This is a genomic window from Actinacidiphila acidipaludis, assembly GCF_019890725.1.
In the GTDB taxonomy this organism is placed as follows: domain Bacteria; phylum Actinomycetota; class Actinomycetes; order Streptomycetales; family Streptomycetaceae; genus Actinacidiphila; species Actinacidiphila acidipaludis.
On sequence record NZ_JAINZZ010000020.1, the window covers coordinates 84,946 to 110,707 of the forward strand.

21 protein-coding genes are annotated in these 25,762 nt (G+C 74.6%); 13 read left to right on the forward strand and 8 right to left on the reverse strand.

The features are described 5' to 3' along the window. The first annotated feature begins 71 nt into the window (after positions 1 to 71). From ispG to K7862_RS17945, 4 genes are all read left to right on the forward strand, one after another. The gene (gene ispG, locus K7862_RS17930; protein ID WP_222963630.1) at positions 72 to 1,226 is read left to right on the forward strand and encodes a flavodoxin-dependent (E)-4-hydroxy-3-methylbut-2-enyl-diphosphate synthase; all 1,155 of its coding nucleotides are present in this window, start codon (positions 72 to 74) and stop codon (positions 1,224 to 1,226) included. A 169-nt stretch (positions 1,227 to 1,395) separates the two neighbouring features. Continuing rightward, positions 1,396 to 2,241, forward strand: a complete 846-nt coding sequence (locus tag K7862_RS17935) for a GNAT family N-acetyltransferase (RefSeq protein WP_222963631.1) — start codon at positions 1,396 to 1,398, stop codon at positions 2,239 to 2,241. A 105-nt stretch (positions 2,242 to 2,346) separates the two neighbouring features. Further along, the gene (locus tag K7862_RS17940) at positions 2,347 to 2,910 is read left to right on the forward strand and encodes a GNAT family N-acetyltransferase (protein ID WP_222963632.1); all 564 of its coding nucleotides are present in this window, start codon (positions 2,347 to 2,349) and stop codon (positions 2,908 to 2,910) included. Between the two features lie 97 nt (positions 2,911 to 3,007). Beyond that, positions 3,008 to 4,690: a proline--tRNA ligase gene (locus tag K7862_RS17945; protein ID WP_222963633.1), complete on the forward strand. Its 1,683-nt coding sequence runs from the start codon at positions 3,008 to 3,010 to the stop codon at positions 4,688 to 4,690. 144 nt (positions 4,691 to 4,834) lie between these two features. Here the strand turns inward: K7862_RS17945 and K7862_RS17950 are convergent, their stop codons facing one another. The 3 genes from K7862_RS17950 to K7862_RS17960 all read right to left on the reverse strand — a co-directional run bounded on the left by K7862_RS17950 (position 4,835) and on the right by K7862_RS17960 (position 6,996). Further along, positions 4,835 to 5,779, reverse strand: a complete 945-nt coding sequence (locus tag K7862_RS17950) for an aminoglycoside phosphotransferase family protein (protein WP_222963634.1) — start codon at positions 5,777 to 5,779, stop codon at positions 4,835 to 4,837. An 87-nt stretch (positions 5,780 to 5,866) separates the two neighbouring features. Further along, complete coding sequence (locus K7862_RS17955; protein WP_222963635.1) at positions 5,867 to 6,355, reverse strand: ferritin-like domain-containing protein; 489 nt, start codon at positions 6,353 to 6,355, stop codon at positions 5,867 to 5,869. After that, positions 6,352 to 6,996 carry a hypothetical protein gene (locus K7862_RS17960; RefSeq protein WP_262413349.1) on the reverse strand — a complete coding sequence of 215 codons (645 nt, stop codon included), beginning with the start codon at positions 6,994 to 6,996 and terminating at the stop codon, positions 6,352 to 6,354. Before K7862_RS17960 ends, K7862_RS17955 begins: the two co-directional genes overlap by 4 nt. Positions 6,997 to 7,130: 134 nt before the next feature. On the opposite strand from K7862_RS17960, the gene rimP reads away from it, so the two are divergent. The 9 genes from rimP to K7862_RS18005 all read left to right on the forward strand — a co-directional run bounded on the left by rimP (position 7,131) and on the right by K7862_RS18005 (position 20,994). Beyond that, positions 7,131 to 7,715 (forward strand): ribosome maturation factor RimP, encoded by a 585-nt coding sequence (gene rimP / locus K7862_RS17965; RefSeq protein ID WP_222963636.1) that lies wholly within the window; start codon positions 7,131 to 7,133, stop codon positions 7,713 to 7,715. Between the two features lie 2 nt (positions 7,716 to 7,717). Then, positions 7,718 to 8,716 (forward strand): transcription termination factor NusA, encoded by a 999-nt coding sequence (nusA, locus tag K7862_RS17970; RefSeq protein ID WP_222963637.1) that lies wholly within the window; start codon positions 7,718 to 7,720, stop codon positions 8,714 to 8,716. Between the two features lie 178 nt (positions 8,717 to 8,894). Next, positions 8,895 to 9,185: a YlxR family protein gene (locus tag K7862_RS17975; protein WP_222963638.1), complete on the forward strand. Its 291-nt coding sequence runs from the start codon at positions 8,895 to 8,897 to the stop codon at positions 9,183 to 9,185. Between the two features lie 150 nt (positions 9,186 to 9,335). Then, on the forward strand, positions 9,336 to 12,389 hold the full coding sequence (infB, locus tag K7862_RS17980) for a translation initiation factor IF-2 (protein ID WP_222963639.1): 3,054 nt from the start codon (positions 9,336 to 9,338) through the stop codon (positions 12,387 to 12,389). Positions 12,390 to 12,484: 95 nt separating this feature from the next. Continuing rightward, a complete protein-coding gene (locus tag K7862_RS17985; RefSeq protein ID WP_222963640.1) occupies positions 12,485 to 12,778 on the forward strand; it encodes a DUF503 domain-containing protein in 294 nt (97 codons plus the stop codon). A 136-nt stretch (positions 12,779 to 12,914) separates the two neighbouring features. After that, complete coding sequence (gene rbfA, locus K7862_RS17990; RefSeq protein WP_222963641.1) at positions 12,915 to 13,481, forward strand: 30S ribosome-binding factor RbfA; 567 nt, start codon at positions 12,915 to 12,917, stop codon at positions 13,479 to 13,481. Next, on the forward strand, positions 13,478 to 14,389 hold the full coding sequence (gene truB, locus K7862_RS17995; RefSeq protein ID WP_222963642.1) for a tRNA pseudouridine(55) synthase TruB: 912 nt from the start codon (positions 13,478 to 13,480) through the stop codon (positions 14,387 to 14,389). The genes rbfA and truB overlap by 4 nt, the downstream gene beginning before the upstream one ends. A gap of 354 nt (positions 14,390 to 14,743) precedes the next feature. Further along, positions 14,744 to 19,735 (forward strand): trypsin-like peptidase domain-containing protein, encoded by a 4,992-nt coding sequence (locus K7862_RS18000; RefSeq protein ID WP_222963643.1) that lies wholly within the window; start codon positions 14,744 to 14,746, stop codon positions 19,733 to 19,735. 302 nt (positions 19,736 to 20,037) lie between these two features. Then, the gene (locus K7862_RS18005; RefSeq protein ID WP_222963664.1) at positions 20,038 to 20,994 is read left to right on the forward strand and encodes a bifunctional riboflavin kinase/FAD synthetase; all 957 of its coding nucleotides are present in this window, start codon (positions 20,038 to 20,040) and stop codon (positions 20,992 to 20,994) included. Between the two features lie 77 nt (positions 20,995 to 21,071). Here the strand turns inward: K7862_RS18005 and K7862_RS18010 are convergent, their stop codons facing one another. The 5 genes from K7862_RS18010 to K7862_RS18030 form a co-directional block, all read right to left on the reverse strand. Continuing rightward, positions 21,072 to 21,626, reverse strand: a complete 555-nt coding sequence (locus K7862_RS18010; RefSeq protein WP_222963665.1) for a DinB family protein — start codon at positions 21,624 to 21,626, stop codon at positions 21,072 to 21,074. 127 nt (positions 21,627 to 21,753) lie between these two features. After that, the gene (locus K7862_RS18015; RefSeq protein ID WP_308012046.1) at positions 21,754 to 22,461 is read right to left on the reverse strand and encodes a response regulator; all 708 of its coding nucleotides are present in this window, start codon (positions 22,459 to 22,461) and stop codon (positions 21,754 to 21,756) included. After that, positions 22,458 to 23,633 (reverse strand): sensor histidine kinase, encoded by a 1,176-nt coding sequence (locus K7862_RS18020; RefSeq protein ID WP_308012047.1) that lies wholly within the window; start codon positions 23,631 to 23,633, stop codon positions 22,458 to 22,460. The genes K7862_RS18015 and K7862_RS18020 overlap by 4 nt, the downstream gene beginning before the upstream one ends. Before the next feature lie 325 nt (positions 23,634 to 23,958). Further along, the gene (locus K7862_RS18025; protein WP_222963644.1) at positions 23,959 to 24,798 is read right to left on the reverse strand and encodes an ABC transporter permease; all 840 of its coding nucleotides are present in this window, start codon (positions 24,796 to 24,798) and stop codon (positions 23,959 to 23,961) included. Next, a complete protein-coding gene (locus tag K7862_RS18030; protein ID WP_222963645.1) occupies positions 24,795 to 25,724 on the reverse strand; it encodes an ATP-binding cassette domain-containing protein in 930 nt (309 codons plus the stop codon). Before K7862_RS18030 ends, K7862_RS18025 begins: the two co-directional genes overlap by 4 nt. Positions 25,725 to 25,762: the final 38 nt, after the last annotated feature.

The window sequence follows — 25,762 nt, forward strand, 5'->3', positions numbered from 1 at the left end:
GGTGCCGTAATCTCGATGCCGGAGCCCGCCCACGACGGGACCTCGATCCACAGCTTGGGGATGCCACGCAAATGACCGCGATTTCGCTCGGTATGCCGGATGTTCCGACCCGACTCGCCGACCGCCGCAAAAGCCGTCAGATCCAGGTGGGAAGCGTCGCAGTGGGCGGCGACGCACCCGTCTCCGTCCAGTCGATGACCACCACCCGGACCTCCGACATCGGCGCCACGCTGCAGCAGATCGCCGAGCTGACGGCCTCCGGCTGCCAGATCGTCCGGGTGGCCTGTCCGACCCAGGACGACGCCGACGCGCTCGCGACGATCGCCCGCAAGTCCCAGATCCCCGTCATCGCCGACATCCACTTCCAGCCGAAGTACGTCTTCGCGGCCATCGACGCCGGCTGCGCCGCGGTCCGCGTCAACCCCGGCAACATCAAGCAGTTCGACGACAAGGTCAAGGAGATCGCCAAGGCCGCGTCCGCCGCGGGCGTGCCGATCCGGATCGGCGTCAACGCGGGCTCGCTGGACCGGCGGCTGCTGGAGAAGTACGGCAAGGCCACCCCCGAGGCGCTCGTGGAATCCGCCCTGTGGGAGGCGTCGCTCTTCGAGGAGCACGGCTTCCGGGACATCAAGATCTCGGTCAAGCACAACGACCCCGTCGTGATGGTCAACGCCTACCGGCTGCTCGCCCAGAAGTGCGACTACCCGCTGCACCTCGGCGTCACCGAGGCCGGCCCGGCGTTCCAGGGCACCATCAAGTCCGCGGTCGCCTTCGGCGCGCTGCTCGCCGAGGGCATCGGCGACACCATCCGCGTCTCCCTGTCCGCGCCGCCGGCCGAGGAGGTCAAGGTCGGCATCCAGATCCTGGAGTCGCTGAACCTGCGTCAGCGCCGCCTGGAGATCGTCTCCTGCCCGTCCTGCGGCCGCGCCCAGGTCGACGTCTACAAGCTCGCCGACGAGGTCTCGGCGGGTCTGGAGGGCATGGAGGTGCCGCTGCGCGTCGCGGTCATGGGCTGCGTCGTCAACGGCCCGGGCGAGGCCCGCGAGGCCGACCTCGGGGTCGCCTCCGGCAACGGCAAGGGCCAGATCTTCGTCAAGGGCGAGGTCATCAAGACCGTGCCCGAGTCCAAGATCGTGGAGACCCTCATCGAGGAGGCGCTGAAGATCGCCGAGACGATGCAGGCGGACGGCGTGATGTCGGGCGAGCCGCAGGTGAGCGTCTCCTGACGCCACCGCGGCCGGGCCCGCCCGCCGAGAGCGGTGGCGGGCCCGGCTCTGCCGGCCGCCGGCCCGTGCGCCCGGGGTTCACCCGACGGCCACCCCGTACGCCCGTGCGGGGTAAAGTGCGGGGACCATCTATTGCCGTCGCCCGCGGCCCGCACGGTGAGGCGCCTGCATGCTGACCCACTCCACTGCCCGAGTCCTCGAACCCGGAGACCTCGACGCGGCGCTGGCCGTCCTCGACCGTGACCCGGTGGCCAACGCCTTCGTGACCTCGCGGGTCACCATCGCGGGCCTGGATCCGTGGCGGCTCGGCGGCGAGATGTGGGGCTGGTACTCCGGCGGACGGCTCACCTCGCTGTGCTACGCCGGCGCCAACCTGGTGCCCATCTGCGCGACGCCCGAGGCCGTGCGGGCCTTCGCCGAGCGCGCCCGCCGGTCCGGCCGCCGCTGCTCGTCCATCGTCGGCCCGGCCGAGGCCACCGCGGGCCTGTGGGCACACCTGGAGCCCGCCTGGGGCCCGGCCCGCGAGATCCGCGCCCACCAGCCGCTGATGACCACCCGCTCGCTGCCCGCCGACGTCGCCCCGGACCCGCTGGTGCGCCGGGTCCGGCGGGACGAGATGGACGTGATCATGCCGGCGTGCGTGGCGATGTTCACCGAGGAGGTCGGCGTCTCCCCGCTGGCCGGCGACGGCGGCCTGCTCTACCAGGCCCGCGTCGCCGAACTGGTCTCCACCGGCCGTGCCTTCGCCCGCATCGAGAACGGCGAGGTGGTCTTCAAGGCCGAGATCGGCGCGGTCACCCGGCACAGCTGCCAGATCCAGGGCGTGTGGGTGGCCCCCGCCCACCGCGGCCGCGGCCTGTCCGAGACGGGCATGGCGGCCGTCCTGCACTACGCGCTGCGCGACGTCGCGCCGGTCGTCAGCCTCTACGTCAACGACTTCAACATCCCGGCCCGCGCCGCCTACCGCCGCGTGGGGTTCGACGAGGTCGGCGCGTTCATGAGCGTGCTGTTCTAGGGCCGGTCCGACACATGCCGCCTGACCCGCGGCTCCCGGCCGCGGGCGTCCGGATCCCGGGAGCGTGGCGAGGGCCGGTGGCCCGCACCGGTAAGGTCCCCGGACATGGAGAACGTGGTGGTCGGCCCGATCGACCTCGCCGTACAGGTCGACGAGGCGCTGGCCGTGCAGGCCGTCGCCTTCGGGCTGGGCCCCGAAGAGGTCGCCATCCGCCGGCAGATCGTGCTGCGGCACCTGGCCCTGCCCGGGGCCCGGGCGCTCGGGGCGCACAGCCGCGCCACCGGCCGGCTCGTCGGATTCGTCTACGGCCTGCCCAACGACCGCGCCCACTGGTGGTCCAGCGTCGTCCAGCCGTACCTGCGGCGGGAGGGCAACGACCACTGGCTCGACGACTCCTTCGTGATCACCGAACTCCACGTGCTGCCCGCCTTCCAGGGACAGGGCGTGGGCCGCCGGCTGATCACCGGCATCACCGACACCGCGACCGAGCCGCGCAGCATCCTGTCGGCGATCGACGGCGACAGCCCGGCCCGCCACCTCTACCGGCACCTCGGCTACCGCGACCTGGCACGCCCCGTGCACTTCCCGAGCGCCACCCGCCCGTACGCGGTGATGGGCGCGCCGCTGCCGCTGCTGCGGCGCGGCGAGCGGGCGCCCGAGGCGGGGTGACCCCGGGGGACGAGCCGGGATAACCGGTACGGACCGGCACGGTCCGGCCGGTATTCTCGCCGGACCTCAGCACCCCTCAGGAACACCGGAGGCCGCCATGGTCCAGCGCATGTCCCGACTGCTGCTCAAGACGCTGCGCGACGCCCCGGCCGACGCGGAGACGACCAGCCACAAGCTGCTCGTCCGGGCCGGCTACGTGCGGCGCTCCTCGGCGGGGATGTGGACCTGGCTGCCGCTGGGCAAGCGTGTGCTGGACAACGTGGCCCGGGTCGTCCGCGAGGAGATGGACGCCATCGGCGGGCAGGAGGTGCTGCTGCCCGCGCTGCTGCCCCAGGAGGCGTACGAGGCCACCGGCCGCGCGGCGGAGTACGGCGACCTGCTGTTCCGGCTCACCGACCGCAAGGGCACCGCGTACGTCCTCGGGCCCACCCACGAGGAGATCTTCACCCAGCTCGTCAAGGACCAGGTCACGTCCTACAAGGACCTGCCCGTGATCCTCTACCAGGTCCAGACGAAGTACCGGGACGAGGCCCGGCCCCGCTCCGGGGTGCTGCGCGGGCGCGAGTTCCAGATGAAGGACGCCTACTCCTTCGACACCGGCGAGGAGGGCCTCGCCGAGGCCTACCGGCTGCACCGCGAGGCGTACCGGCGGATCTTCCAGCGGCTGGGCCTGGACTTCCGGATCGTCTCGGCGGTGTCCGGGGCGATGGGCGGGTCGGCCTCGGAGGAGTTTCTGGCGCCCGCCGCCGCGGGGGAGGACACCTTCGTGGACTGTCCCGCCTGCGACTACGCCGCCAACACCGAGGCGGTCACCTTCACCGCGGCCGTGCCCGCCGCCGTCGATCCCGGGCCGGTCGAGGAACTCGACACCCCCGACACGCCCACCATCGAGACCCTCGCCGCGCATCTCGGCGTGCCCGCCGCCGCGACGCTGAAGAACCTGCTGGTCACCGTGGACGGCGAGATCACCGCGGTGGGCGTGCCCGGCGACCGCGAGGTGGACCTCGGCAAGCTCGCCGAGCACCTGGCCCCGGCCGCCGTCGCGCTGGTCACCGCGGAGGACTTCGCCGCCCGCCCCGATCTCGTCCGCGGCTACGTCGGGCCCCAGGGCCTGCGCATCCCCTATCTGGCCGACCCCCGGGTCGCCCCCGGCACCGCCTGGATCACCGGTGCCAACAAGCCGGGGCGGCACGCCGCCGACGTGGTGTGCGGGCGGGACTTCCAGGTCGACCGGTACCTCGACGTGGTCACCGTCCAGGGGGGCGACCCCTGCCCCCGCTGCGGCGCGGGCCTCACGCTCGGGCGCGCCATCGAGATCGGCCACATCTTCCAGCTCGGCCGCAAGTACACCGACACCTTCGAGGTCGACGTCCTCGGCCGGGACGGCAAGCCGGTCCGCGTCACCATGGGCTCCTACGGGATCGGCATCTCCCGCGCGGTGGCCGCGCTGGCCGAGCAGACCGCCGACGAGCACGGGCTGTGCTGGCCCCGCGAGGTGGCGCCCGCCGACGTGCACGTGGTCGCGGCGGGGAAGGCCGCGCAGACCGAACTGGCCGCCCTGGCCGCCGACGCCCTGCACGCCGCCGGTCTGCGGGTGCTGCTCGACGACCGGGCGGGCGTCTCACCGGGCGCCAAGTTCGCCGACGCCGACCTGCTCGGCGTCCCCACGATCCTGATCGCGGGCCGCCGTGCGACCGAGGGGTTCGTGGAGCTCAAGGACCGCCGCACCGGCGAACGCGAGGAGCTCCAGCTCACCGAGGCCCTCAAACGCCTGGCCTGACGTGTCGTCAGGTCCTTCGGAGGGGCGGGCCGCCGCGGTACGTCAAGTGATCTCCGTTGCGGGGCCGTTCACGAGCGGGGTGCGCGGTGCCGGCCGGGCGCCGCGCACCCTGGCGCGCGGGAAGGCCGCAGGCGCCGCCGGGCCTCACAGCCAGCTCGCGAACTCCAGCAGCAACTGGCCGTCCTCCTGGCCGTCGACGGACAGGTACCAGACGCCGGCCTCCACCGACCGGAACAGCGCCCAGCCGCGCAGCCGTTCGGGGTCGACGTCCAGCGCCGACGCCAGCGCGGCGACCCGCCGCCGGGCCGCGGACCGCGGACCAGGCTGTGCGGCCAGCGTCGCCAGCCGGTCGCGCGCCAGCCACGCCAGGTCGTAGGCCCGCTCGCCCACCAGCGGCTTGGGGTCGATCGCCAGCCAGGCCATCCGCTCACCGGCCAGCACGTTGCCGTGGTGGTAGTCGCCGTGCAGCAGGAACTCCTCCGAGGCGCCGGCCAGCAGCTCGTCGCGCAGCGCCAGCGCCTCGTCGATCAGCGGCCTGGCGTCCGCCGCCCACTCCTGTTCGCGGCGCTCCCGCAGCGTCCCGGCGAGGAACGCGGTGTGGTCCGCGACGGAGGTGAAGGGGTGCGCGTCGGCCGGGGGCACCCAGAGCCGCTGCAGCAGGGCCTCGGCCTCCAGCATGGCCCGCGGCTCGGCGAGCGAGCGCAGCGAGACGTCGGCCTGCAGGCGCTCCAGCAGCAGCACGCCCTCCGGGGCGTCGGCCCGCAGCAGCCGCACCGCGCCCCGGCCCTCCCAGTGGGCGAGGGCCGCGTGCTCCTGGGCGGTCTCCCGGGTGATCATGCCGACCTTGAGCACCGCGGGCGTGCCGTCCTCGGTCCTGACCAGAACGATCATGCTGATCTGGCCGCCCGCCGCGAAGACCCGCTCGGGCGTCAGCCGCCAGCGGTCGAGGTAGCCGGCGACCCTGCCGGGCAGCTCCGCCAGCCACACGCGTCCGGCGTCGCCCTCCCAGGCCGCCACGGTCCGGGCGAGCCGCTCCGGCGGTGCCAGCTCCACGTGTTCCGGCCCGCCGCCGTCCGCCCCTGAGCCCATTGCCTCGCGTTCCCTCCGTGTGTGCGCCGGTGGCGGTGCGCCGCGCTCAGCAGTGCTCGACGGTGTCCCGACGGCGTTCCGTACTGCTCAGGCGCGCTCAGCCAACCCCGGGAAGGCTACGCTCTCGCCGCTCCAGCGGACGGCGCGCACCGCCGCCTGACGCAGCGCGGCCGCCGCGTCACGTCGCAGACCGCCCGTCGCGGCCCGCACCAGATCGCCGTAGGCGCCCGCGACACGGTCCTCCAGGTAGGCGGCCAGGCGGACGGCCGCGGCCGGGTCGTCCACCGGGAACGGCAGCCGGTAGCCCGCCGCCGCGGCCACCGGCACACCGCCGAGGTCGGTGACCGTGCGGACCAGGGCGTCGCGGGCCGCGCGGTGCGCGTCGTAGGCCTGCCGCGCCTCCGCCTGGCGGGCCGCGGCTGCCTGGCCGACCTGGCCGCCCACCACGCCGTAGCCGTAGACGGCCGCCTGCTCCGCGGCGAGGGCCGCCTGGACGGCGGGCAGGGCCGGGGCGGCGGCCCCGCCGGGCGACCGGCTCGGGCCGCTCTTCGGGCTGGGGCTGGTGGTACCGCTCATGCCGTGTGCGCTCCCGGGCTCAGCAGGACGACGTGCGCGGCGCCGGCCGCCGCGACGGAGGCCATCAGCCGGGCGAGCTCGCCCGGCACGGTCAGCAGGGCCGCGGCCCTGCGGTCGGCCAGCGTCCGCTCGGCGGCGGCGAGCGCGGCGAGCGCCGCGGCGGGCGTGGGCGCGGCCGGAGAGGCCGTCGACGGAGAGGTGGAGGCCGGAGAGGTGGCGGCCGGAGAGGTCGCGGACGGGGAGGTCGCGGACGGGGAGGCTGTCGAGCTCCCGGGGGGCGGGGTGCTGCCGGGCGGCGCGGTCGACGGCTTCCCCTGACCGGCCGGCGTACCGGGGGTGCCCGCCGCGGATCCGGCCGCTGCGGGTGCCCGGCCTCCGAACGCGGTGACGTGCAGGGCCACTTGGGCCCGCAGCGGGGTCAGCCGCCCGGCGAGCTGAGGGTGTGCGGCGAGCGCCGCGTCGTACTGTCCCAGCAGGGTCAGGCTGTCGAGCGCCGCGCGGGCGCGCTCGGCGGTGCCGGGCGCGGGCTTCGCTGCGCCGGCGGAACGCCCGGATCCGCTCCCCGAACACCCGCTCACGGCCCCGACGGCCGCCACGCCCATCACGCCGCGCCTGCTCACAAGCGCCATCCGGGGGATCATGCGGGGATTCTACGGGTGCGCAGCACCCTGCGTTTCCATGGCGGCCGGGCGAAACGGAGCAGGGAACTCAGGTAGCCTTGTGCGTACACGCGACCTTCCATGACAACAGCAGACGCGGCCGAGGAGTCACCCGGATGAGCACCACCCAGAGCGAGAGGCTGCGCGCGCTGCTCGAGCCCCTCGTCGTCACGGCGGGCCTGGAACTGGAGGGGGTCACGCTCTCCGCGGCCGGCCGGCGCCGCCAGTTGCAGGTCGTGGTGGACGCCGAGGAGGGCGTGGACCTCGACGCCATGGCCGAGGTGAGCCGCGCGATCTCCCAGGCCCTCGACGACTCCGACGTCATGGGTGACACCGAGTACCTGCTCGAGGTCAGCTCACCCGGCACCGACCGCCCGCTCACCGAGCCGCGACACTTCCGGCGTAACGTCGGCCGGCTGGTCAAGCTGCAGCTCAAGGAGCGCGGAGAGCTGATCGCGCGGATCATGACGGTGGACGACACCGGACTGGACCTGGAGGTGCCCGGCGTCAAGGGCCGCAAGCCCAAGCCGGCCCGCGCCGAGTTCGAGGAGATCACGCGGGCCCGGGTCGAGGTGGAGTTCAGCCGGAAGGCGGACGGCGAGGCCGGTGCTGATGCCGGCGCCGAGGACGCCGACCTCCCCGAGGACGGCACCGACGGCAGCGACAGCGACGACATCGACGAGAGCACTGAGGAGGCGTAGCCGTGGACATCGACATGAAGGCCCTGCGGGGCTTGGTGACGGAACGGCAGATCTCGTTCGATCTGCTGGTCGAGGCGATCGAGTCGGCGCTCCTCATCGCCTACAACCGGGAGCCCGGCAGCCATCGCCGGGCGCGCGTCGAGCTCGACCGGAACACCGGTCACGTCACCGTGTGGGCCACCGAGGAGCCCGAGGAGGCCGGGGAGGGCGCCGAGCCGCAGGAGTTCGACGACACCCCGAGCGGCTTCGGCCGGATCGCCGCGTCCACCGCCAAACAGGTGATCCTGCAGCGGCTGCGCGACGCCGAGGACGACGTGACGTTCGGGGAGTACGCCGGACGCGAGGGCGACATCGTCACCGGTGTCGTCCAGCAGGGCAAGGACCCCAAGAACGTGCTGGTCGACATCGGCAAGCTGGAGGCCATCCTGCCGGTGCAGGAGCAGGTGCCGGGCGAGGACTACGCGCACGGCACACGGCTGCGCTCGTACGTCGTCCGGGTGGCCAAGGGCGTGCGCGGCCCGTCGGTGACGCTCTCGCGCACCCACCCGAACCTGGTGAAGAAGCTCTTCGCCCTGGAGGTCCCGGAGATCGCCGACGGCTCGGTGGTCATCGAGGCGATCGCCCGCGAGGCCGGGCACCGCACGAAGATCGCGGTCCGCTCGACCCGCTCCGGCCTCAACGCCAAGGGCGCCTGCATCGGCCCGATGGGCGCCCGGGTGCGGGCGGTCATGGCGGAGCTGAACGGCGAGAAGATCGACATCGTCGACTGGTCCGACGACCCGGCCGACATGGTCGCCAACGCCTTGTCGCCGGCCCGGGTCTCCAAGGTCGAGGTGGTCGACTTCGCGGCCCGCTCGGCCCGGGTGACCGTGCCGGACTACCAGCTGTCGCTGGCGATCGGCAAGGAGGGCCAGAACGCCCGCCTCGCGGCGCGCCTGACCGGCTGGCGGATCGACATCCGGTCCGACACGGAGCAGCCGCAGGACCAGTCGCAGGACTGATCCGGGGCCGCCCCGGGCCGGATCCGGGCCGATGCAGGGCTGGTTCCGTGCCCGTGCCGGGCTCGTTCAGGGCTGATCCAGGGCTGATTCCGGCCGTCGGCCGGACCAATCGCAGACGAACAACCGTGCGTCGACGCACTCGAAGGGGTGAGGTCGGCGCGGGGAGGTAGACTAAAGGGTGTCTGGTCGGACGCTGAACCCAGCATGCCCGGAGCGAACCTGCATCGGCTGCCGGCAGCGAGCGGCCAAGAGCGATCTGCTGCGTGTGGCGGCGGTCGGGGACGCGTGCGTTCCGGATCATCGCGGTACGCTGCCCGGTCGGGGTGCGTATCTGCATTCCGCCCTTGCCTGTCTGGACCTGGCGGTCCGCCGTCGGGCGTTCACCCGGGCCTTCCGAGCCCCCGTGACACCCGACACCGCGGAGCTGCGCCGGTATGTCGAGCAGGCAGCCCCGCAGGAAGAGAAGTAAGTACGGCACGGTCCAACACCGTGCGGTGAGGTACCTCGCGAGATGGAAGTAGGTCGAGATTGCGATGAGCACTCGATGAGTACGCGATGAGTACGCCCATGAAGTAGCGACGGTCCGGCGGACGACCACCCCGGACCTAGAAGGAGCGAAGTGGCTAAGGTCCGGGTATACGAACTCGCCAAGGAGATGGGAGTCGAGAGCAAGGTCGTCATGGCCAAGCTCCAGGAACTCGGCGAATTCGTCCGTTCGGCGTCCTCGACGATCGAGGCGCCGGTTGTTCGCAAACTGACTGACGCTTTCCAGGGATCCGGTGGCGGTGCCGCCGGCAAGTCCGCTGCCAAGCCGTCCGCGCCCCGCAAGGCGGCGCCCTCGAAGCCGGCCCCGACCCCGGGTGCGCCGGCTCGTCCTGCTGCCCAGGCACCCAAGCCTGGCGGCCCTGTCACCCCCGCGGCCCCGGCCGCACCGGGCAACGGCTCCGCGCCGGCGTCCGGCCCGCGCCCCGGCCCCAAGCCGGCCGCGCCCAAGCCCGCGCCGTCGGCCCCCGTGCCGGCCGCCGAGTTCCAGGCACCGCCGGCGTCCCCGGCGGCCCCGGCCTCGCCGCGTCCCGGCGCGACCCCCGGCCCCCGTCCGGCCCGTCCGGCCGCAGGCGGCGGCCAGGGCCAGCAGCAGCGCGACGGCGGTCGTCCCGGCGGGCGTCCCGCGCCCGGCCAGGGCGGCGGTCCGCGTCCGGGCGGCCGCCCGGCGGGCCCGCGTCCCGGCAACAACCCGTTCACCTCGTCCGGCTCCACCGGCATGCCGCGCCCCGGTGGCGCGCCGCGTCCCGGCGGCGGCCAGGGCGGTGCGCCGCGTCCCGGCGCTGCGGGCGGCGGTGCACCGCGTCCCGGCGGCGCCCCGCGTCCCGGCGCGCCCGGCGGCCAGGCCGGTCCGGGCGGACCCCGTCCGACCCCGGGCGGCATGCCGCGTCCCCAGGGCTCCGGCCCGCGCCCGAACCCGGGCATGATGCCGCAGCGTCCGTCGGCTCCCGGCGGCCGTCCCGGCGGTCCCGGTGGCCGTCCCGGCGGTCCTGGCGGCCGTCCCGGCGGTGCCGGCGGCGGTCGTCCCGGCGGCGGCTTCGCCGGCCGTCCGGCCGGTCCCGGCGGCGGTGGCCGTCCGGGCGGTGGCGGCGGCGGCTTCGGCGGTCGTCCCGGCGGTCCCGGCGGCGGTGGCGGCGGCGGCTTCGGTCCCCGTCCCGGCGGCTTCGGCGGTCGTCCCGGCGGCCCGGGCGGCCGTGGTGGCACGCAGGGTGCGTTCGGTCGCGGCCCCGGTGGCCGTCCCGCGCGCGGCCGCAAGAGCAAGCGCCAGAGGCGTCAGGAGTACGAGGCCATGCAGGCCCCGTCCGTGGGCGGCGTGCTGCTGCCCCGCGGCAACGGCCAGGTCGTGCGCCTGTCGCGCGGCGCCTCCCTCACCGACTTCGCCGAGAAGATCAACGCCAACCCGGCGTCGCTCGTCCAGGTGATGCTCAACCTCGGTGAGATGGTCACGGCCACCCAGTCGGTGTCCGACTCCACGCTGGAGCTGCTCGCCGGCGAGATGAACTACGTGCTGGAGATCGTCAGCCCGGAGGAGGAGGACCGCGAGCTGCTCGAGTCCTTCGACATCGAGTTCGGCGAGGACGAGGGCGGCGAGGAAGCCCTGGTCTCCCGGCCTCCGGTGGTCACCGTCATGGGTCACGTCGACCACGGCAAGACCCGCCTGCTCGACGCGATCCGCAAGACCAACGTGGTCGCGGGCGAGGCCGGCGGCATCACCCAGCACATCGGTGCCTACCAGGTCACCACCGAGGTCAACGACGAAGAGCGCAAGATCACCTTCATCGACACCCCGGGTCACGAGGCGTTCACCGCCATGCGTGCCCGTGGTGCGAAGTCGACCGACATCGCGATCCTGGTCGTCGCGGCCAACGACGGCGTCATGCCGCAGACGGTCGAGGCGCTGAACCACGCCAAGGCGGCCGACGTGCCGATCGTCGTCGCGGTCAACAAGATCGACGTCGAGGGCGCCGACCCGACCAAGGTGCGCGGTCAGCTGACCGAGTACGGCCTGGTGGCCGAGGAGTACGGCGGCGACACGATGTTCGTCGACATCTCCGCCAAGCAGGGTCTGCACATCGACTCGCTGCTCGAAGCGGTCATCCTGACCGCCGACGCCTCGCTCGACCTCCGGGCCAACCCGGAGCAGGACGCGCAGGGCATCGCGATCGAGGCGCACCTGGACAAGGGCCGCGGCGCGACCGCGACCGTCCTGGTGCAGCGCGGCACGCTGCGTGTCGGCGAGACGATGGTCGTCGGCGACGCCTACGGCCGTGTCCGCGCCATGCTCGACGACGCGGGCAACACCGTCGAAGAGGCGGGCCCCTCGACGCCGGTCCAGGTCCTCGGCCTGACCAACGTCCCGGGCGCCGGCGACAGCTTCATCGTCGTCGACGAGGACCGCACGGCACGCCAGATCGCCGAGAAGCGGGCCGCCCGCGAGCGGAACGCCGCGTTCGCCCGCAAGGGCCGCAGGTTCTCGCTGGAGAACCTGGACGAGGCGCTCAAGGCCGGTGAGGTGCAGGAACTCAACCTCATCATCAAGGGCGACGCGTCCGGTTCCGTCGAGGCCCTGGAGTCCTCGCTCATGCAGCTCGACGTCGGCGAGGAGGTCGACATCCGCGTGCTGCACCGCGGCGTGGGTGCGGTCACCGAGTCGGACATCGACCTGGCGACCGGCTCCGACGCCATCGTGATCGGCTTCAACGTGCGCGCCGCCGGGCGTGCCACGCAGATGGCCGAACGCGAGGGTGTGGACGTCCGCTACTACTCGGTGATCTACCAGGCCATCGAGGAGATCGAAGCGGCGCTCAAGGGCATGCTCAAGCCGGAGTACGAGGAGGTGGAGCTCGGCACCGCCGAGATCCGCGAGGTCTTCCGCTCCTCCAAGCTCGGCAACATCGCCGGTGTGCTCGTGCGCTCCGGCGAGGTCCGGCGCAACACCAAGGCCCGCCTGCTCCGCGACGGCAAGGTCATCGCGGAGAACCTCACCATCGAGGGCCTGCGTCGCTTCAAGGACGACGTCACCGAGATCCGTGACGGTTACGAGGGTGGTATCAACCTCGGCAACTACAACGACATCAAGATCGACGACGTCATCGCGACGTACGAGATGCGGGAGAAGCCGCGCGGCTGATCCGGCGCCTCGCACAGGCGTGACACCGGTCCGGGGCCGGTCGGCGGGAGAAATTCCGTCGATCGGCCCCGGCCTTCGCCGGTACCGTTTCCGACATGTACGTAGGTGCTGTGAGCTTCGACCTGCTGCTCGGTGACGTACGGTCGCTGAAGGAGAAGAGGTCCGTCGTCCGCCCGATCGTCGCCGAGCTGCACCGCAGGTTCGGGGTCAGCGTCGCGGAGACCGGCGGTCAGGACCTCTACCGCAGGGCCGAGATCGGAATCGCGGTGGTGTCCGGCGAACTGGGACACATCAAGGACGTACTCGACCGGTGCGAGCGCTGGATGGCCGCCCGGCCCGAGGTGGAGCTGCTGTCGGCGCGGCAGCGGATCCACGGGGACGACGACTGAGGCGGGTGACGGCGAGTCATCGCGCGTGCCGGCGGCCGGAGCGGCCGGCGGCATCCGACCCGCCCGACGCGGACCGACCCGCACTGACCGGCGCGTCTGCACGCGCACCTGAACGCGAAGAAGAGAGAAGAAGACGATGACCGACACCGCGCGGGCCCGAAAGCTGGCGGACCGCATCCGGGTCGTGGTCGCGGAGACCCTGCAGCGGCGGATCAAGGACCCGCGGCTGGGCTACGTGACGATCACCGACACCCGGGTCACCGGTGACCTCCGGGAGGCGACGGTCTTCTACACGGTCTACGGCGACGACGAGGAGCGTGCCGCGTCCGCCGCGGCCCTGGAGAGCGCCAAGGGCGTGCTGCGCTCCGAGGTCGGCCGGCAGACGGGGGTGCGCTTCACGCCCACCCTGGCCTTCGTGGCCGACGCCCTGCCGGACAACGCCCGCACCATCGACGACCTGCTCGCCAAGGCCCGCGCGGCCGACGAGCAGGTGCGCAAGTCCGCCACCGACGCGCAGTACGCCGGCGACGCCGATCCGTACCGCAAGCCCGCGGACGAGGACGCCGACGCCGAGGTCGATGACCTGGACGCCGGGGACGCCGGGGACGCCGGGGACGCCGGGGACGACGCGGGTGAGGCCGGCGCGGCCGGCGGCGGCGCGAAGGGCGCCGACGGTGGCGAGGGCGGTTCGTCGCAGGCATGAGTCGTCCACAGGGACCCTCCGGGCTGGTGATCGTCGACAAGCCCGGCGGGCTCACCTCGCACGGCGTGGTGTCGCGGATGCGTCGGCTGGCGGGCACCCGCCGCGTCGGCCACGCCGGGACCCTCGACCCGATGGCCACCGGTGTGCTGATCATCGGAGTCGAGAAGGCCACCCGGCTGCTCGGCCACCTCGCGCTCACCGAGAAGGAGTACGCGGCCACCATCCGCCTGGGCCAGACCACCGTCACCGACGACGCCGAGGGCGAGGTCACCGCGTCCGTCGCGGCCACCGGGGTCACCCGGGAGGCGATCGACGCCGGTATCGCCGCGCTGACCGGGCCGATCCAGCAGGTGCCGTCCAAGGTCAGCGCCATCAAGGTGAACGGCGTCCGGTCGTACACCCGGGTGCGCGAGGGCGAGGACTTCGAGCTCGCCGCGCGCCCGGTGACGGTCTCGTCGTTCACCGTGCAGGCCCTGCGGCGGGCCGAGGCGGTCGATCCCTCGGGCGCGGCCATCGAGGTCCTCGACCTGGACGTCACCGTCGTCTGCTCCTCCGGCACCTACATCCGTGCGCTGGCCCGTGACCTGGGCGCCGGGCTGGGCGTCGGCGGCCACCTGACGGCGCTGCGCCGCACCCGCGTCGGCCCGTACGGCCTGGACGGGGCCCGGACCCTCGAACAGCTCGAGGAGTCGTTCGCGGTCCTCCCCATCGAGGAGGCGGCCGCGGCCGCGTTCCCGCGCTGGGAGGCCGACGACCACCAGGCCCGCCTGCTGGCCAACGGCGTCCGCATCGCCCTCCCCGCACTGCCCACCGGCCCCAACGCGGTCTTCGGCCCCGACGGCCGCTTTCTGGCGCTGGTGGAGGAGGACGAGGGGAAGGCGAGGATCGTGGCGGGGTTCGCGCAGTAGTGCTGACCGCGCGGCCCGGCGCGGGTGCTCGGTCGTCCCGGGCGCCCGGTTGTTCCGGACGCCCGGCCGCTCGGCCGCTCGGGACAGCCGGGCGCTCACGCTCCGAGTGGCGGGGCCGCCTGTCCCCTGAGCGGCCCCGCCCCACGGCCCCCCGCACACCCCCTGACCAGTCCCTGTCCACCGGGGACCCCGTTATCACTCCAATGGGCAGGCGCTCGGAGTGAAGGGAGGGGGCGCAAGGGGGCGCTTTCCGCCGATGATCTAGGCGGGAGATCATGTCCGACCTACCGTCGAAGCGGGACGAAACGGGGCGCTTTCGCGCAAGCGGGGGCACGGCGGCGGGGAGGTGCCGTCATGGCGGCAGGGGACGGCCAGGGGAGCGCGCGGGACGAGGCGCATCGGCCCGGACACGCGGGACACACGGGAGGCGCGGGCGGCCCCGGAGGCCCGGAGCACGGCAGTCGGTCCACCCCCGGCTCCGCCTCGGGCGACCCCCTGATCCGCATCTGCGACCTGGCCGGCCGCCCCCGCGGCACCGGCTTCCTCGCAGACGCCGACGGCACCCTCCTGACCAGCCACGAAGCGGTCGACGGCCTCGCCCGGCTGGTGCTGCACGCCCCCGGCGGACAGGTGTGCCTGGCCGAGAGCGAGGCGGTCACCCCGCTTCCCGAGACCGGGCTGGCCCTCGTCGCGACCGAGGGGCTGGCCGTGGCACCGCTGCCCGTCGCCCCGCACGGACCCGTCCACCCGGAGTGGCGCGTCCACCTCCGGATCCCGCACCGGGTCCGGGGCACGATCCTCGGCACCACGACCGTCACCTACACCGCGACCGACCGCTTCCACCTGCTCGACGAGGTCTGGGAACTCGCGCTCGAACAAGCCGACTTGAACCGGGCCGACCCCCTGGCGTCCGGCGCACCGCTCGTCGACGCCGCGACCGGGGCCGTGCTCGGCGTGGTGGCGACCGCCCTGCACGCGGGACACCGGGCCTCCGGTTTCGCCATCCCGCTCACCGCCACCGGGGCGCCCGGCCCGCTGGCCGACCTGCTCGAACGCAACGCGGCCACCGTCCCGGCCTACGGCCGCCACCTCAACCTCGCGGGCGCGCTCCAGCTCACCGGCACCTCGGTCGGGACGGCCGCCGAGCCGGGGGAGGGGCGCGAGCCCGTCGCCCGGGAGAGCGTCGCCGCCGAGCTGTGCCGGTTCCTCGACGCCGAAGGGCCGCACGCACCGCTCGTCCTGGGGCTGGTCGGCGAACCGGGGACGGGCCGCAGCACCGAACTGGCCCAGCTCGCCGTCCGCCGGGCCCGCGGCCCGCGGCCCGCCCCCACCCTGTGGCTCCGCGGGGCCGAGCTGCGCCCCGGCGACGGCGGCCTCGAGAACGCCGTGGAACGGTCCCTGCGGACGGCCGCGCGCATCGTCGGCGCGGGCCGGCACTCGAACGCCGTGCCCCCGCCGCTCTGGCCGGAAGCCGGCCTCGCCGACCCGTCACCGGACACGGTGGCCGAACTGGCGCACGCCGCCGGCCGTCCGCTGCTGGTGCTGCTGGACGCGCCCGAGGAGATGCCCCCGGTCCTGGCCCACGCCCTCGCCGACTGGACCGCCGGCACGGCCCGCTGGCTCCGTGACCGCCGGGTCCGCCTGGTGGTGGCCTGCCGGCCCGAGTTCTGGGAGCAGGCCGGGGCCCTGCTGCCGCGCGAGCTGCTGTACGCGGGGACGAGCGGACGGCACCCGTCCCGGAGCGGGGAGCCGGAGCCGTCGCGGCGGACGTCCCGGCAGCCGCCCCGGCCATCGCGGCACGTTCCAGCACGCGGACTCCCGCCGTGCGTGCGACTGGGCGCGCTGACCGACGACGAGGCCGCGCGTGCCCGGGCGCGCTACGACCTGCGGCCCGGCGACCTCGCCGAGCAGGACGCCGGGCACCCGCTGGCGCTGCGGCTGCTCGGGGAGATCAAGGCCGCGCTGCCGGCGGAGCTGGACCCGGTCGAGGGAGAGCGCCGGGTGCCGCCCTCGCGGAGGGAGTTGTTCTCGGCCCACCTGGACCTGGTGTGCCTGCGCATCGCCGTACGGCTGGCCGCCGCGTCGGAACCGGCCGTGCGCGGCAAGGGCGTGCGGCGGCTCGCCGCGCGGGTCGCGGGACAGGTGCACGAGGCCGCGCGTCGCTGCCTCGGCCCGGGGCAAGGCGAGTTGGACCGCGAGACGTTCGAGGAACTGTTCCCTTGGCGGACGGGCTGGGCGTCTGCGGTGCTCACCGAGGGGCTGCTGGTGCCGGCCGGGGCGGGCTACCGCTTCGCGCACGAGGAGCCGGCGGACTGGCTCCAGGCACTCCACCTCGACGTCCCGGCCGCCCTCTACGCCCTGGTCCACCGCTGGTTCGCCCCGGCGGGGGCACCGGCCGAGGCACCGGTGCGGTTGCCGTCCCGGCCGGCCGCCCGCGCGGGCCAGCCGCCCCCGGTGCCGCCGGCCCCCGCGGTGGCCCCGGCGACGTTCCCCCGCAGCCTTCCTGTGCCCCACCATCGAGCGGGCCCGGTCGTCCAGGCCCTCCTGCTCACGCCGCCCGCCACCCTCATCACCCACCTCCACGGCCTGGTCGCCGCCCTCACGGAGGCGCCCTGCCCGCCTGGCCGCGGGCTCGGGGCGGGGGACGGCTCAGGAGCCGCTGCGGAGTTCGCATCCGCGACGGCGGCGGGCCCGGGGGAGAAGCGGGCGGGGGCCACGGGGCCTGGCCGAGAGTTCGGTGGGGACGGGGGAAGCCGCCCGGCCGGCGGGACGCTTCCGGGCGCGAGGGGAGGGGCTACGGGCTGCCTGCCGTCGTCGGGGCCCGTGGGTGCGGGCGAGGCAGCACGGGGCGCGGGAGGGCCGCCGGGATCGGTGTCGGCTTCTGCGTCTCCGTGTGCCGCGGGGTGGGGTGCGGGCGAGTGGCGGTTGCCGACCGCGCGCTCTGCCTCCGCGTCCGGCCTCGGGGACGGTCGTCCTCGGCCCGCGGTGACGGCATTGCCGCACGTCGCCGCCGACTTGGACACCGACACCGTGCCGAACCCGCGCACCCGACGCGCTGCCCGTCCTGACGTGGCGTGCGACCCGGGCCACGCCGGCCCGGCGCCGTGCGGGACGCCGCAAGGGTCCGGCCGGAGCGAGGAAACGGTGGCGCCGGGTGCCGCCTCCCAGCTCCGGCCCGCCGCCCGCTGGGGAGTTCGGCCCGGGGAAGCGGAGGGGCCCGGGCCTGCCCGGGGCCTTGTGCCGGGCGAGGACACGGCGGCCCGCGTAGGTGGCGTGCCGACCTCGGGCGGGGATCCAGCCGACGGCGCCGTCCGGCTCGGTGGCTCGGCGCGGATGTCCGGGGACCCCGAACCGGGCACGCGCAGCCGTGTCGACCAGGGGCACGGCCCGGCTCCGACCGGCCCGCGCGGCAGGGCCGGGCGCCCGGACGAAGGTGACGGCACCCACGAGCGAAACGGCGGCGAGCCCGACCGTGAGCCTGAGCCCGATGCCGAGCGTCACGACGAGCCCGACGCACGCGGCCGGGGCGAGGACGGCGGGACCGGCAGCTGGTTCATCGGCGCGGCATGGCCGCCCGAGGAAGGACCGGCCCGTACCGGAGATCCCAGGGGCGGTTCGGCCGGCGACGCGGACGTCCGGGGCGTCCGGGGTTCGGGGCCGGCTGTCGACGGGGAGGGCCGGGTTCCCGCGCAGGGCCGGGGCCCACGCGGAAGTGGCGCACAGGCGGGGGGCACGGGCGGCGGCGCCTCCGGCGTGGGACGCCCCGGTACGGAACCGGCGTGGCCCGGTGGCGGCTCCGCGCGGCGTGCCGGGGGCACGTTCGGGCGGGAGGCGCGGCGGCAGGACGCGGCATGGTGGGCGGCGCACCTGCTGAGGGAAGTGCTGCTCCGGGTGCCTGACGCCGGGCCGTACCGCGACGTGCTGGCGGCGCTGGCCGGGCAGATCGTCGAGCGGTCGGTCCGGTGCGGCGGCTTCGCGCGGCTGGGACCGCACGGCCTGGGCATGTTCGGCCCGTGGTTCTGGCGGCGGCTGCCCCTGCCCACCGCCGACCGGCTCGACCTGCTGCGGACGCTGCTCCCCGCCGACGGCCCGCCGAGCGCCGCCGACCGTGCCGACCGTGCCGACGACCGCGCCGACAGGTTCCTGACCGTCGTCGCCGAGCTGGTGCGCGCGGAACCGGCCGAGGCCCTGCCCGCCGTGTGCGGCTGGTTCGGCGACGACCGCCCGCTGCAGGGCGCCCCCGCGCTCACCGTCGCCTCCGCCGCCCAGGCGCTGCTGTACACGCACCGCCGCCTCTCCGTCGACGACCTCACCGACGCCCTGGTGGCGGCGGGCCGCCCGGCCGCCGACGAAGTGCTGACCGCGCTCGCCGAGGACGAGCCGTCCGCCGTGTGCCGCGCGGTCGACCGCTGGGCCCACGACCCGCGCCCCGACCGGCACGTCGCGGCGGCCACCTACGGGACCAGGACTGTGCCGCACGTCCGCTCGGACGCCGACCGCGAGCTGCTTCGGTACGCGGCGCTGGCGATCCTGGCCCGCCCGGACGACTGCACGCTGCACGGCGCCGCCCTCGGTCTGCTGGTCCGCGATCCGGCGACCCGCACCCGTCATCTGCCCGCCGCACTACGGCACTTCACGGAAGGGGACCCGGGGCTGCCGCCGGAGGCCGTGGCCGCCGCCCTCACCACCCACCCCGAGCCGGTGCTCGCCGCGTTCCGGACCCGGCTGCGCCACGGTGACGACAGCGCCGAGGCCCTGCGCGCGCTGGCCGTGGGCGACGCGCCCGCGATCGCCCGGCGCACCGCCGTGCTCGTCGAGGACCACCTGCGGCACCGGCCCGGACACGCCCCGGCCGTGGCGGCCTACCTCGACCTGCGGCTGGAGGAAGGGCCGGACGTGCGGCCGGTGCTGCTGCCGCTGGTCGCCGGGTTGCTGCGGGACCACCCGGCGCGGGTACGGGCGGTCCTCGTGCCCGTGTTCGCCGCGCCCGGCACGCATCTGTCGCGCGCACTGCGCCAGGAGCTGCTGGAGACCGTCCTGGAGAGCGAACGCGACCCGGTCGTGCTGGACGCGTTGCTCACGGCCGCGGCCGGCTTCGCCCGGCAACGGCATCCGCTGCTCACCCGCGACCTCGTGCACCAACTCGCCCTGCTCTTCGTGCGGACCCCCGAGGGCGCGGCCCACTTCGACCGCCGCCTCGTCCAACTGGCCGCCGAGACACCGGACTTCGCCGCCATGGTGCGCGAATGGCTGGCCGACACCCACATCTGGGACACCCTGATCGGCCCCAGCACGCGCCGCACCCTGACGACCGCCGCCCGCGTTCCCACCGTGCCCACCCCCTGAGCGGCCTCCGCAGCGCGCTTGCCGCACCGGCCGAACCCGGCCGACCCCCGCGGACCCCACAGCCCTGGGGTTCGTCCGCGGGAGGCGCGCCGATGGCTGTGAGACCGGTCACGGAGGGAGCATCGCGGGGAGCGCGGGCCTGCCCCGGGCCGGACGCGGGCGTGGCCGGGCGGCTCTGTGAGGGGGCCGGGAGCCGTGCCGATGGACATGGCCACGGCCCGGCATGGCAGGCTTGGCTTTGCAGGACACCCGTCCTGATGAAGCGGCGACGAGTGATCACGGCGAAGAAGCGGAGCGTCAAGGTGCAGCGCTGGCGGGGCTTGGAGGACGTTCCCGGTGACTGGGGTCGCAGCGTCGTCACCATCGGCTCGTACGACGGGGTGCACCGCGGCCACCAGTTGATCATGGGACGCACGGTCGAGCGGGCCCGCGAGCTGGGCCTGTCCTCGGTCGTCGTGACCTTCGACCCGCACCCGAGCGAGGTCGTGCGGCCCGGCAGCCACCCCCCGCTGCTCGCTCCGCACCACCGCCGCGCGGAACTCGTCGAGGCGCTGGGTGTGGACGCCCTGCTGATCCTGCCTTTCACCAGCGAGTTCTCCCGGCTCTCGCCGAGCGAGTTCGTGCGCAGCGTGCTGGTCGAGGGCCTGCACGCCAAGCTCGTGGTCGAGGGCCCGAACTTCCGCTTCGGCCACAAGGCCGCCGGTGACGTCGAGGTTCTCTCCGCGCTGGGCCTGAAGTACGACTACGACCTCGAGGTCGTCGACCTGTTCGTACGGGGTGAGGCGGGGGGCGGCGAGCCGTTCTCCTCCTCCCTGGTCCGCCGGCTGGTGGCCGAGGGCGACGTGGAGGGCGCCGCCGAGGCGCTCGGCCGCCCGCACCGTGTCGAGGGCGTGGTGGTCCGCGGCGCCCAGCGCGGCCGGGAACTCGGTTACCCCACCGCCAACGTCGAGACGCTCCCGCACACCGCGATCCCCGCCGACGGCGTCTACGCGGGCTGGCTGCACGTCGAGGGCGAGCCGATGCCCGCGGCGATCTCCGTCGGCACCAACCCGACCTTCGACGGCACCGCCCGCACGGTCGAGGCGTACGCGATCGACCGGGTCGGCCTGGACCTGTACGGGCTGCACGTCGCCGTCGACTTCCTCGCCTACCTGCGGGGCATGGAGAAGTTCGACACGATCGACGCCCTCCTGGAGCGGATGGCCGACGATGTGAAGCGGGCCCGGGAACTCGTCGAGACGGCCGAGCCCACGGCCTGACGCGGCAGCCCGCCCGCCCGTCCGCGGCGCGGGCGTCGCGGCCGGCCCGCGCGGCGCCGAGGCCGGAAGGCCCCGCCTCACCGGCCGATCGCGCCGTCGAGCCGTTCCCGCAGCAGGTCAGCGTGCCCGTTGTGCCGGGCGTACTCGGCTATCAGATCGATCAGCAGGTACCGCAGTGAGATCTCCTTGCCGGTGACCCGCGAGCGGAACGTGGTGTCGAGCGAGGGCGCCTCGGCGACGATGACGCGGGCCCGGTCGCGTTCGGCCCGCCACATCGCGAAGGCCGCGGCCACGTCACCGTCGAGGCGGTCGAAGTCCTGGTCCGGGTCGTCGTCGGCGTAGTGCAGCATCGGGATGTCCTCGCCCGCGAACTGGATGCGGAACCACCAGCGCTCGACCCCGGCGAGGTGCCGCACCAGGCCGTGCAGGCTCAGCCCCGACGGCGGGATCGGCCGCTGCGACAACTGCGCGTCCGCAAGACCCCGGCACTTGAGCTCGAACGTCGCCCGGTGCCACTCCAGGAACGCGGTCAGGATCTCCCGCTCCCCGCCCACCGTCGGCAGCGCGGGCCGGTCGTCGTCGGCCCACGTCGGGGAGAGCTGGATCGCCGGATCGTTCGGCACGTGCCCCATCTCTGCCATGCCCGCAGTCTCGCAGCCGCCACTGACACCGCGGCCGCCGTGTTCCGGGCCCGTGCCCGGCGAGCCGCCGCGGAACAGGCCTGTCCCCGCCCGGGCTTCGGCCGCGGCGTCCGTCCGCTCAGGAAGGCCGCACCAGCCGCGTCTCGTAGGCGAAGACCACCGCCTGCACCCGGTCCCGGAGTTCGAGTTTGACCAGGATCCGGCTCAGGTGCGTCTTCACCGTCGCCTCGGCGAGGTGCAGCCCGGCCGCGATCTCGGTGTTCGACAGCCCGCGTCCCACCTCCACCAGGACCTCGCGTTCCCGCGCGGTGAGCCGGGCGAGCCGTTCGTCGGTACCGGCGGTGTCGGCCGTCGCGGGGGAGGGGAGTTGGTGGGCGAAGTGCTCCAGCAGGCGGCGGGTGATGCGCGGCGCGACCACCGCGTCCCCGCCCGCCACGGCACGGATCGCGCCCAGCAGCTCCTCCGGCTGGGCGTTCTTCAGCAGGAACCCGGACGCGCCCGCCCGCAGACCCGCGAACGCGTACTCGTCGAGGTCGAAGGTCGTCAGGATCAGCACCCGCGACCGCGGGCAGGACGCGATGATCCGGGAGGTCGCCTCGATGCCGTCGGTGCCCGGCATCCGCACGTCCATCAGCACCACGTCGGGCCGCAGCGCGCCAGCCAGCCGCACGGCGTCCGCCCCGTCCCCCGCCTCCCCGACCACGCGCATGTCGGACTGGGCGTCCAGCACCATCGTGAACGCCATCCGCAGCAGGGGCTCGTCGTCCACCAGCAGCACGCGGATGGCCCCGTCCAGAGTCGGCGCCGGCGTCGGCTCCTCGGTCACAGCACCTCCGGCGTCGTCAGCAGCAACACGGCCTCGACCCGCCAGCCGCCACCGGGCCGCGGGCCCGCGGACAGCCGTCCGCCGTAGGCCGCCGCCCGCTCCCGCATCCCGGACAGGCCGTGCCCGGAGGTCTCGGAGGGGGCGGGGGGAACGCTACCGGCTCCGGCTCCGTCGTCGGCCACGGACAACGTCACCTCCTCCGCCGTGCAGGCCACCCGCACCTCGGCGCGGGCGCCGGCCGGCGCGTGCTTCATGGTGTTCGTCAGCGCCTCCTGGACCAGCCGGAACGCGGTGAGCTGCGCGGCCGCCGGCACCACCGACGGCTCGCCGGCGACCTCCAGCCGGGTGGGCAGCCCGGCCGCCCGCACCTGCTCGGCCAGGCCCGCCAACTGCGCGATGCCCGGCTGCGGGTGGCGCAGCGCGTCGGGCTCGTCGGCACGCAGCACCCCGAGGAACCGCCGCATGTCGGTGATCGCCTGGCGTCCGGTCGTCCCCACCTGGCGCATGGCCGCCGTGGCCCGCTCCGGCGCGGTCGGCTGCGCGAACACCGCGCCGTCCGCCAACGCGACCATCACCGACAGGTTGTGCGTGACGATGTCGTGCATCTCCCGTGCGATGCGCGCGCGTTCACCGGCCACCGCGAGCTGCGCGCGCTGGTCGCGCTCACGCTCCAGCCGCACGGCGCGCTCCTCCAGGAACGCCATGTGCTCGCGCCGGGCGCGGACGTTCGACCCGGTCACGGCCGCCGCCGTCGCCATCGCGGACAGCGAGACGAAGGTCGCCACCCCGCGCTCGTGCAGCGACCAGCGCAGCGTGGCCAGCAGGATGCCGCCCTCCAGCACCGCGAACGCCGCCAGCGTGCGCCGCCGGTCCAGGGAGGCGGCCACCGTGTACAGCGCGATCAGCAGCGTCACGTCCACGGGCGTACGCAGATCCGCGGCCCACTGCGCCAGCGCGACGGTCGACATGTAGGCGAAGACCAGCGCCGGGTCGATCCGCCGCCATGCCAGGGGGAACGTCAGCGCGAGGTGGGCGACGAGCAGCCGCACCGGGTCTTCCTGGAGCGGGTGGATCGAGACGGCGGTCAGCGCCATGAACAGCGCCGCCGCGAAGCACAGGTCGACCACCCACGGGGACAGCGTCGGCACCCCCCGGTCGCCCAGCTTCGCCACCCTGTCCCCCAGGCGCTCGAACGCCTCCCACGCCCGCAGACCGGCGCTCCCGTACCGCCCGGGCCCGCTCAGCTGGTCGGTCCGCAGGCCTTCAGGAGCAGTCCCCCCGCTTCCGGGCCGCCCGTCGGGATCAGGTGCGGTGGCAGGCCCGTCGGGAGCCGGTGACGGCGAAGCCGCCGCAGCAGGGCGGCCGCCGAGGGAGTCGGCGGCCGCTGCGCGGGTCCGGGGCGCGGGAAGCCGCGCCCCGGACCGGCGGGGGATCATCGGGCCCGGCTCCCGGAACGGCGGACCGCCGTCCCGGAAACCCCGCGCCCCCAGGCCGTTCTCACGCGTCGCGCCGCTTGAGCAGCACGGCCGCACCGGCCAGCGCGACCACCGCGTAGAGGCAGAAGACCGCGAAACCCGTCCACGGCTGCAGCGTGTGCGCCTCGTGGTGCAGCGAGAGCAGGGACTGTCCGGCGTTGCTGGGCAGCCACTGGTTGACGTGGTTGCCCCACGAGGTGGGCAGCGCCTCGGCCAGCACCGGCACCACCAGCAGCAGGCCGAAGACCGTCGCGATGCCCCCCGCGGTGTTGCGGATCAGCGCGCCGATGGCCACGCCCAGCAGGCCGACCACGGTGAGGTAGAGACCCGCGCCCAGCACCATGCGCAGCGCGCCGGGATCGCTCAGCGAGATGCCGATGTGCCGCGAGGACAGCAGGGACTGGCCGATCAGGAAGGCCACCAGGGCGCTCGCGGTCGTCAGCACCCACACCACCGCCGCGTACAGCGCGGCCTTGGCCCACAGCACCGGCAGCCGGGTGGGGACGGCGGCCAGCGACGCGCGGATCATGCCGGTCGCGTACTCGCCGCTGATCATCAGCACCCCGAGGACGCCGATCGCGAGCTGCGCCAGGAAGAAGCCGCGCAGGCTGGTCAGCGCCGGGTCGAAGTGCGCCCGCTCGCCGGGCGACATGCTCGGCCAGTGGCTCGCGGTGAACGCCGAGAAGAGCGCGCCCAGGCCGATCAGCGCAACCATCGCGGTGAGCAGCGTGAAGAAGGTGGAGCGCAGCGTGCGGAGCTTGATCCACTCCGAGCGCAGCACGCGCGCCTGGGTGACGTGTCCGCGGGGCGCCGGCGCCGGCGCCTGGGCCAGGGAGTCGGCGGGGAGCGTGGTCGTGGTCATGCGGCCTGTCCTTCCTGCTCGAGCACCGGCGCGTGGTACTCCACGGCGTCGCGGGTGAGTTCCATGAAGGCCTCTTCCAACGAGGCCTGCTGCGGGGTGAGTTCCGCCAGCGCGATGCCGGCGTCAGCGGCGACGCGGCCGATCCGGTCGCTGCTCAGCCCGGTCACCTCCAGCACGCCCCGCTCGACCGAGGCGACGGAGACGTCCGGGCCGGCCAGGAGCTGCCGCAGCTCCTCGGCGCCGTCCGTGCGCACCCGCACCGAACTTCCGGCGGCGCCGCGCACGAACTCCTCGACCGAGGTGTCCGCGATGAGCCGGCCGCGGCCGATGACGATCAGGTGCTCGGCGGTCAGCGCCATCTCCGACATCAGGTGCGAGGACAGCAGGACCGTGCGGCCCTCGGCCGCCAGGTCCTTCAGGAGCGTGCGGATCCACAGGATGCCCTCCGGGTCCAGGCCGTTGACCGGCTCGTCCAGAACGAGGGTGGCGGGGTCGCCCAGCAGCGCGCTGGCGATGCCGAGCCGCTGGCCCATGCCGAGGGAGAACCCCCCGACGCGCTTCCGCGCCACGTCGCGCAGCCCGACGATGTCCACCACCTGGTCGACCCGGCTGCGCGGTATGCCCGTCGTCGCCGCGAGCGCGAGCAGGTGGTTGTAGGCGCTGCGGCCGGTGTGGATCGCCCGCGCCTCCAGCATCGCCCCCACCTCGTGCAGCGGGGCGCGGTGCCGGGCGTAGTGCTTGCCGTTGACGGTGACGCTGCCCGACGTCGGGGCGTCGAGACCCAGGATCATCCGCATCGTGGTGGACTTGCCGGCGCCGTTCGGGCCGAGGAAGCCGGTCACCGTGCCGGGGCGGACGGTGAAACTGAGGTCGGTCACCGCGGCGCGTTCGCCGTAGCGCTTGGTCAGGCTGTGGGCTTCGATCATGGGGTGGTCCTCGAATGGTGCGTCGACGGACGGGGGAT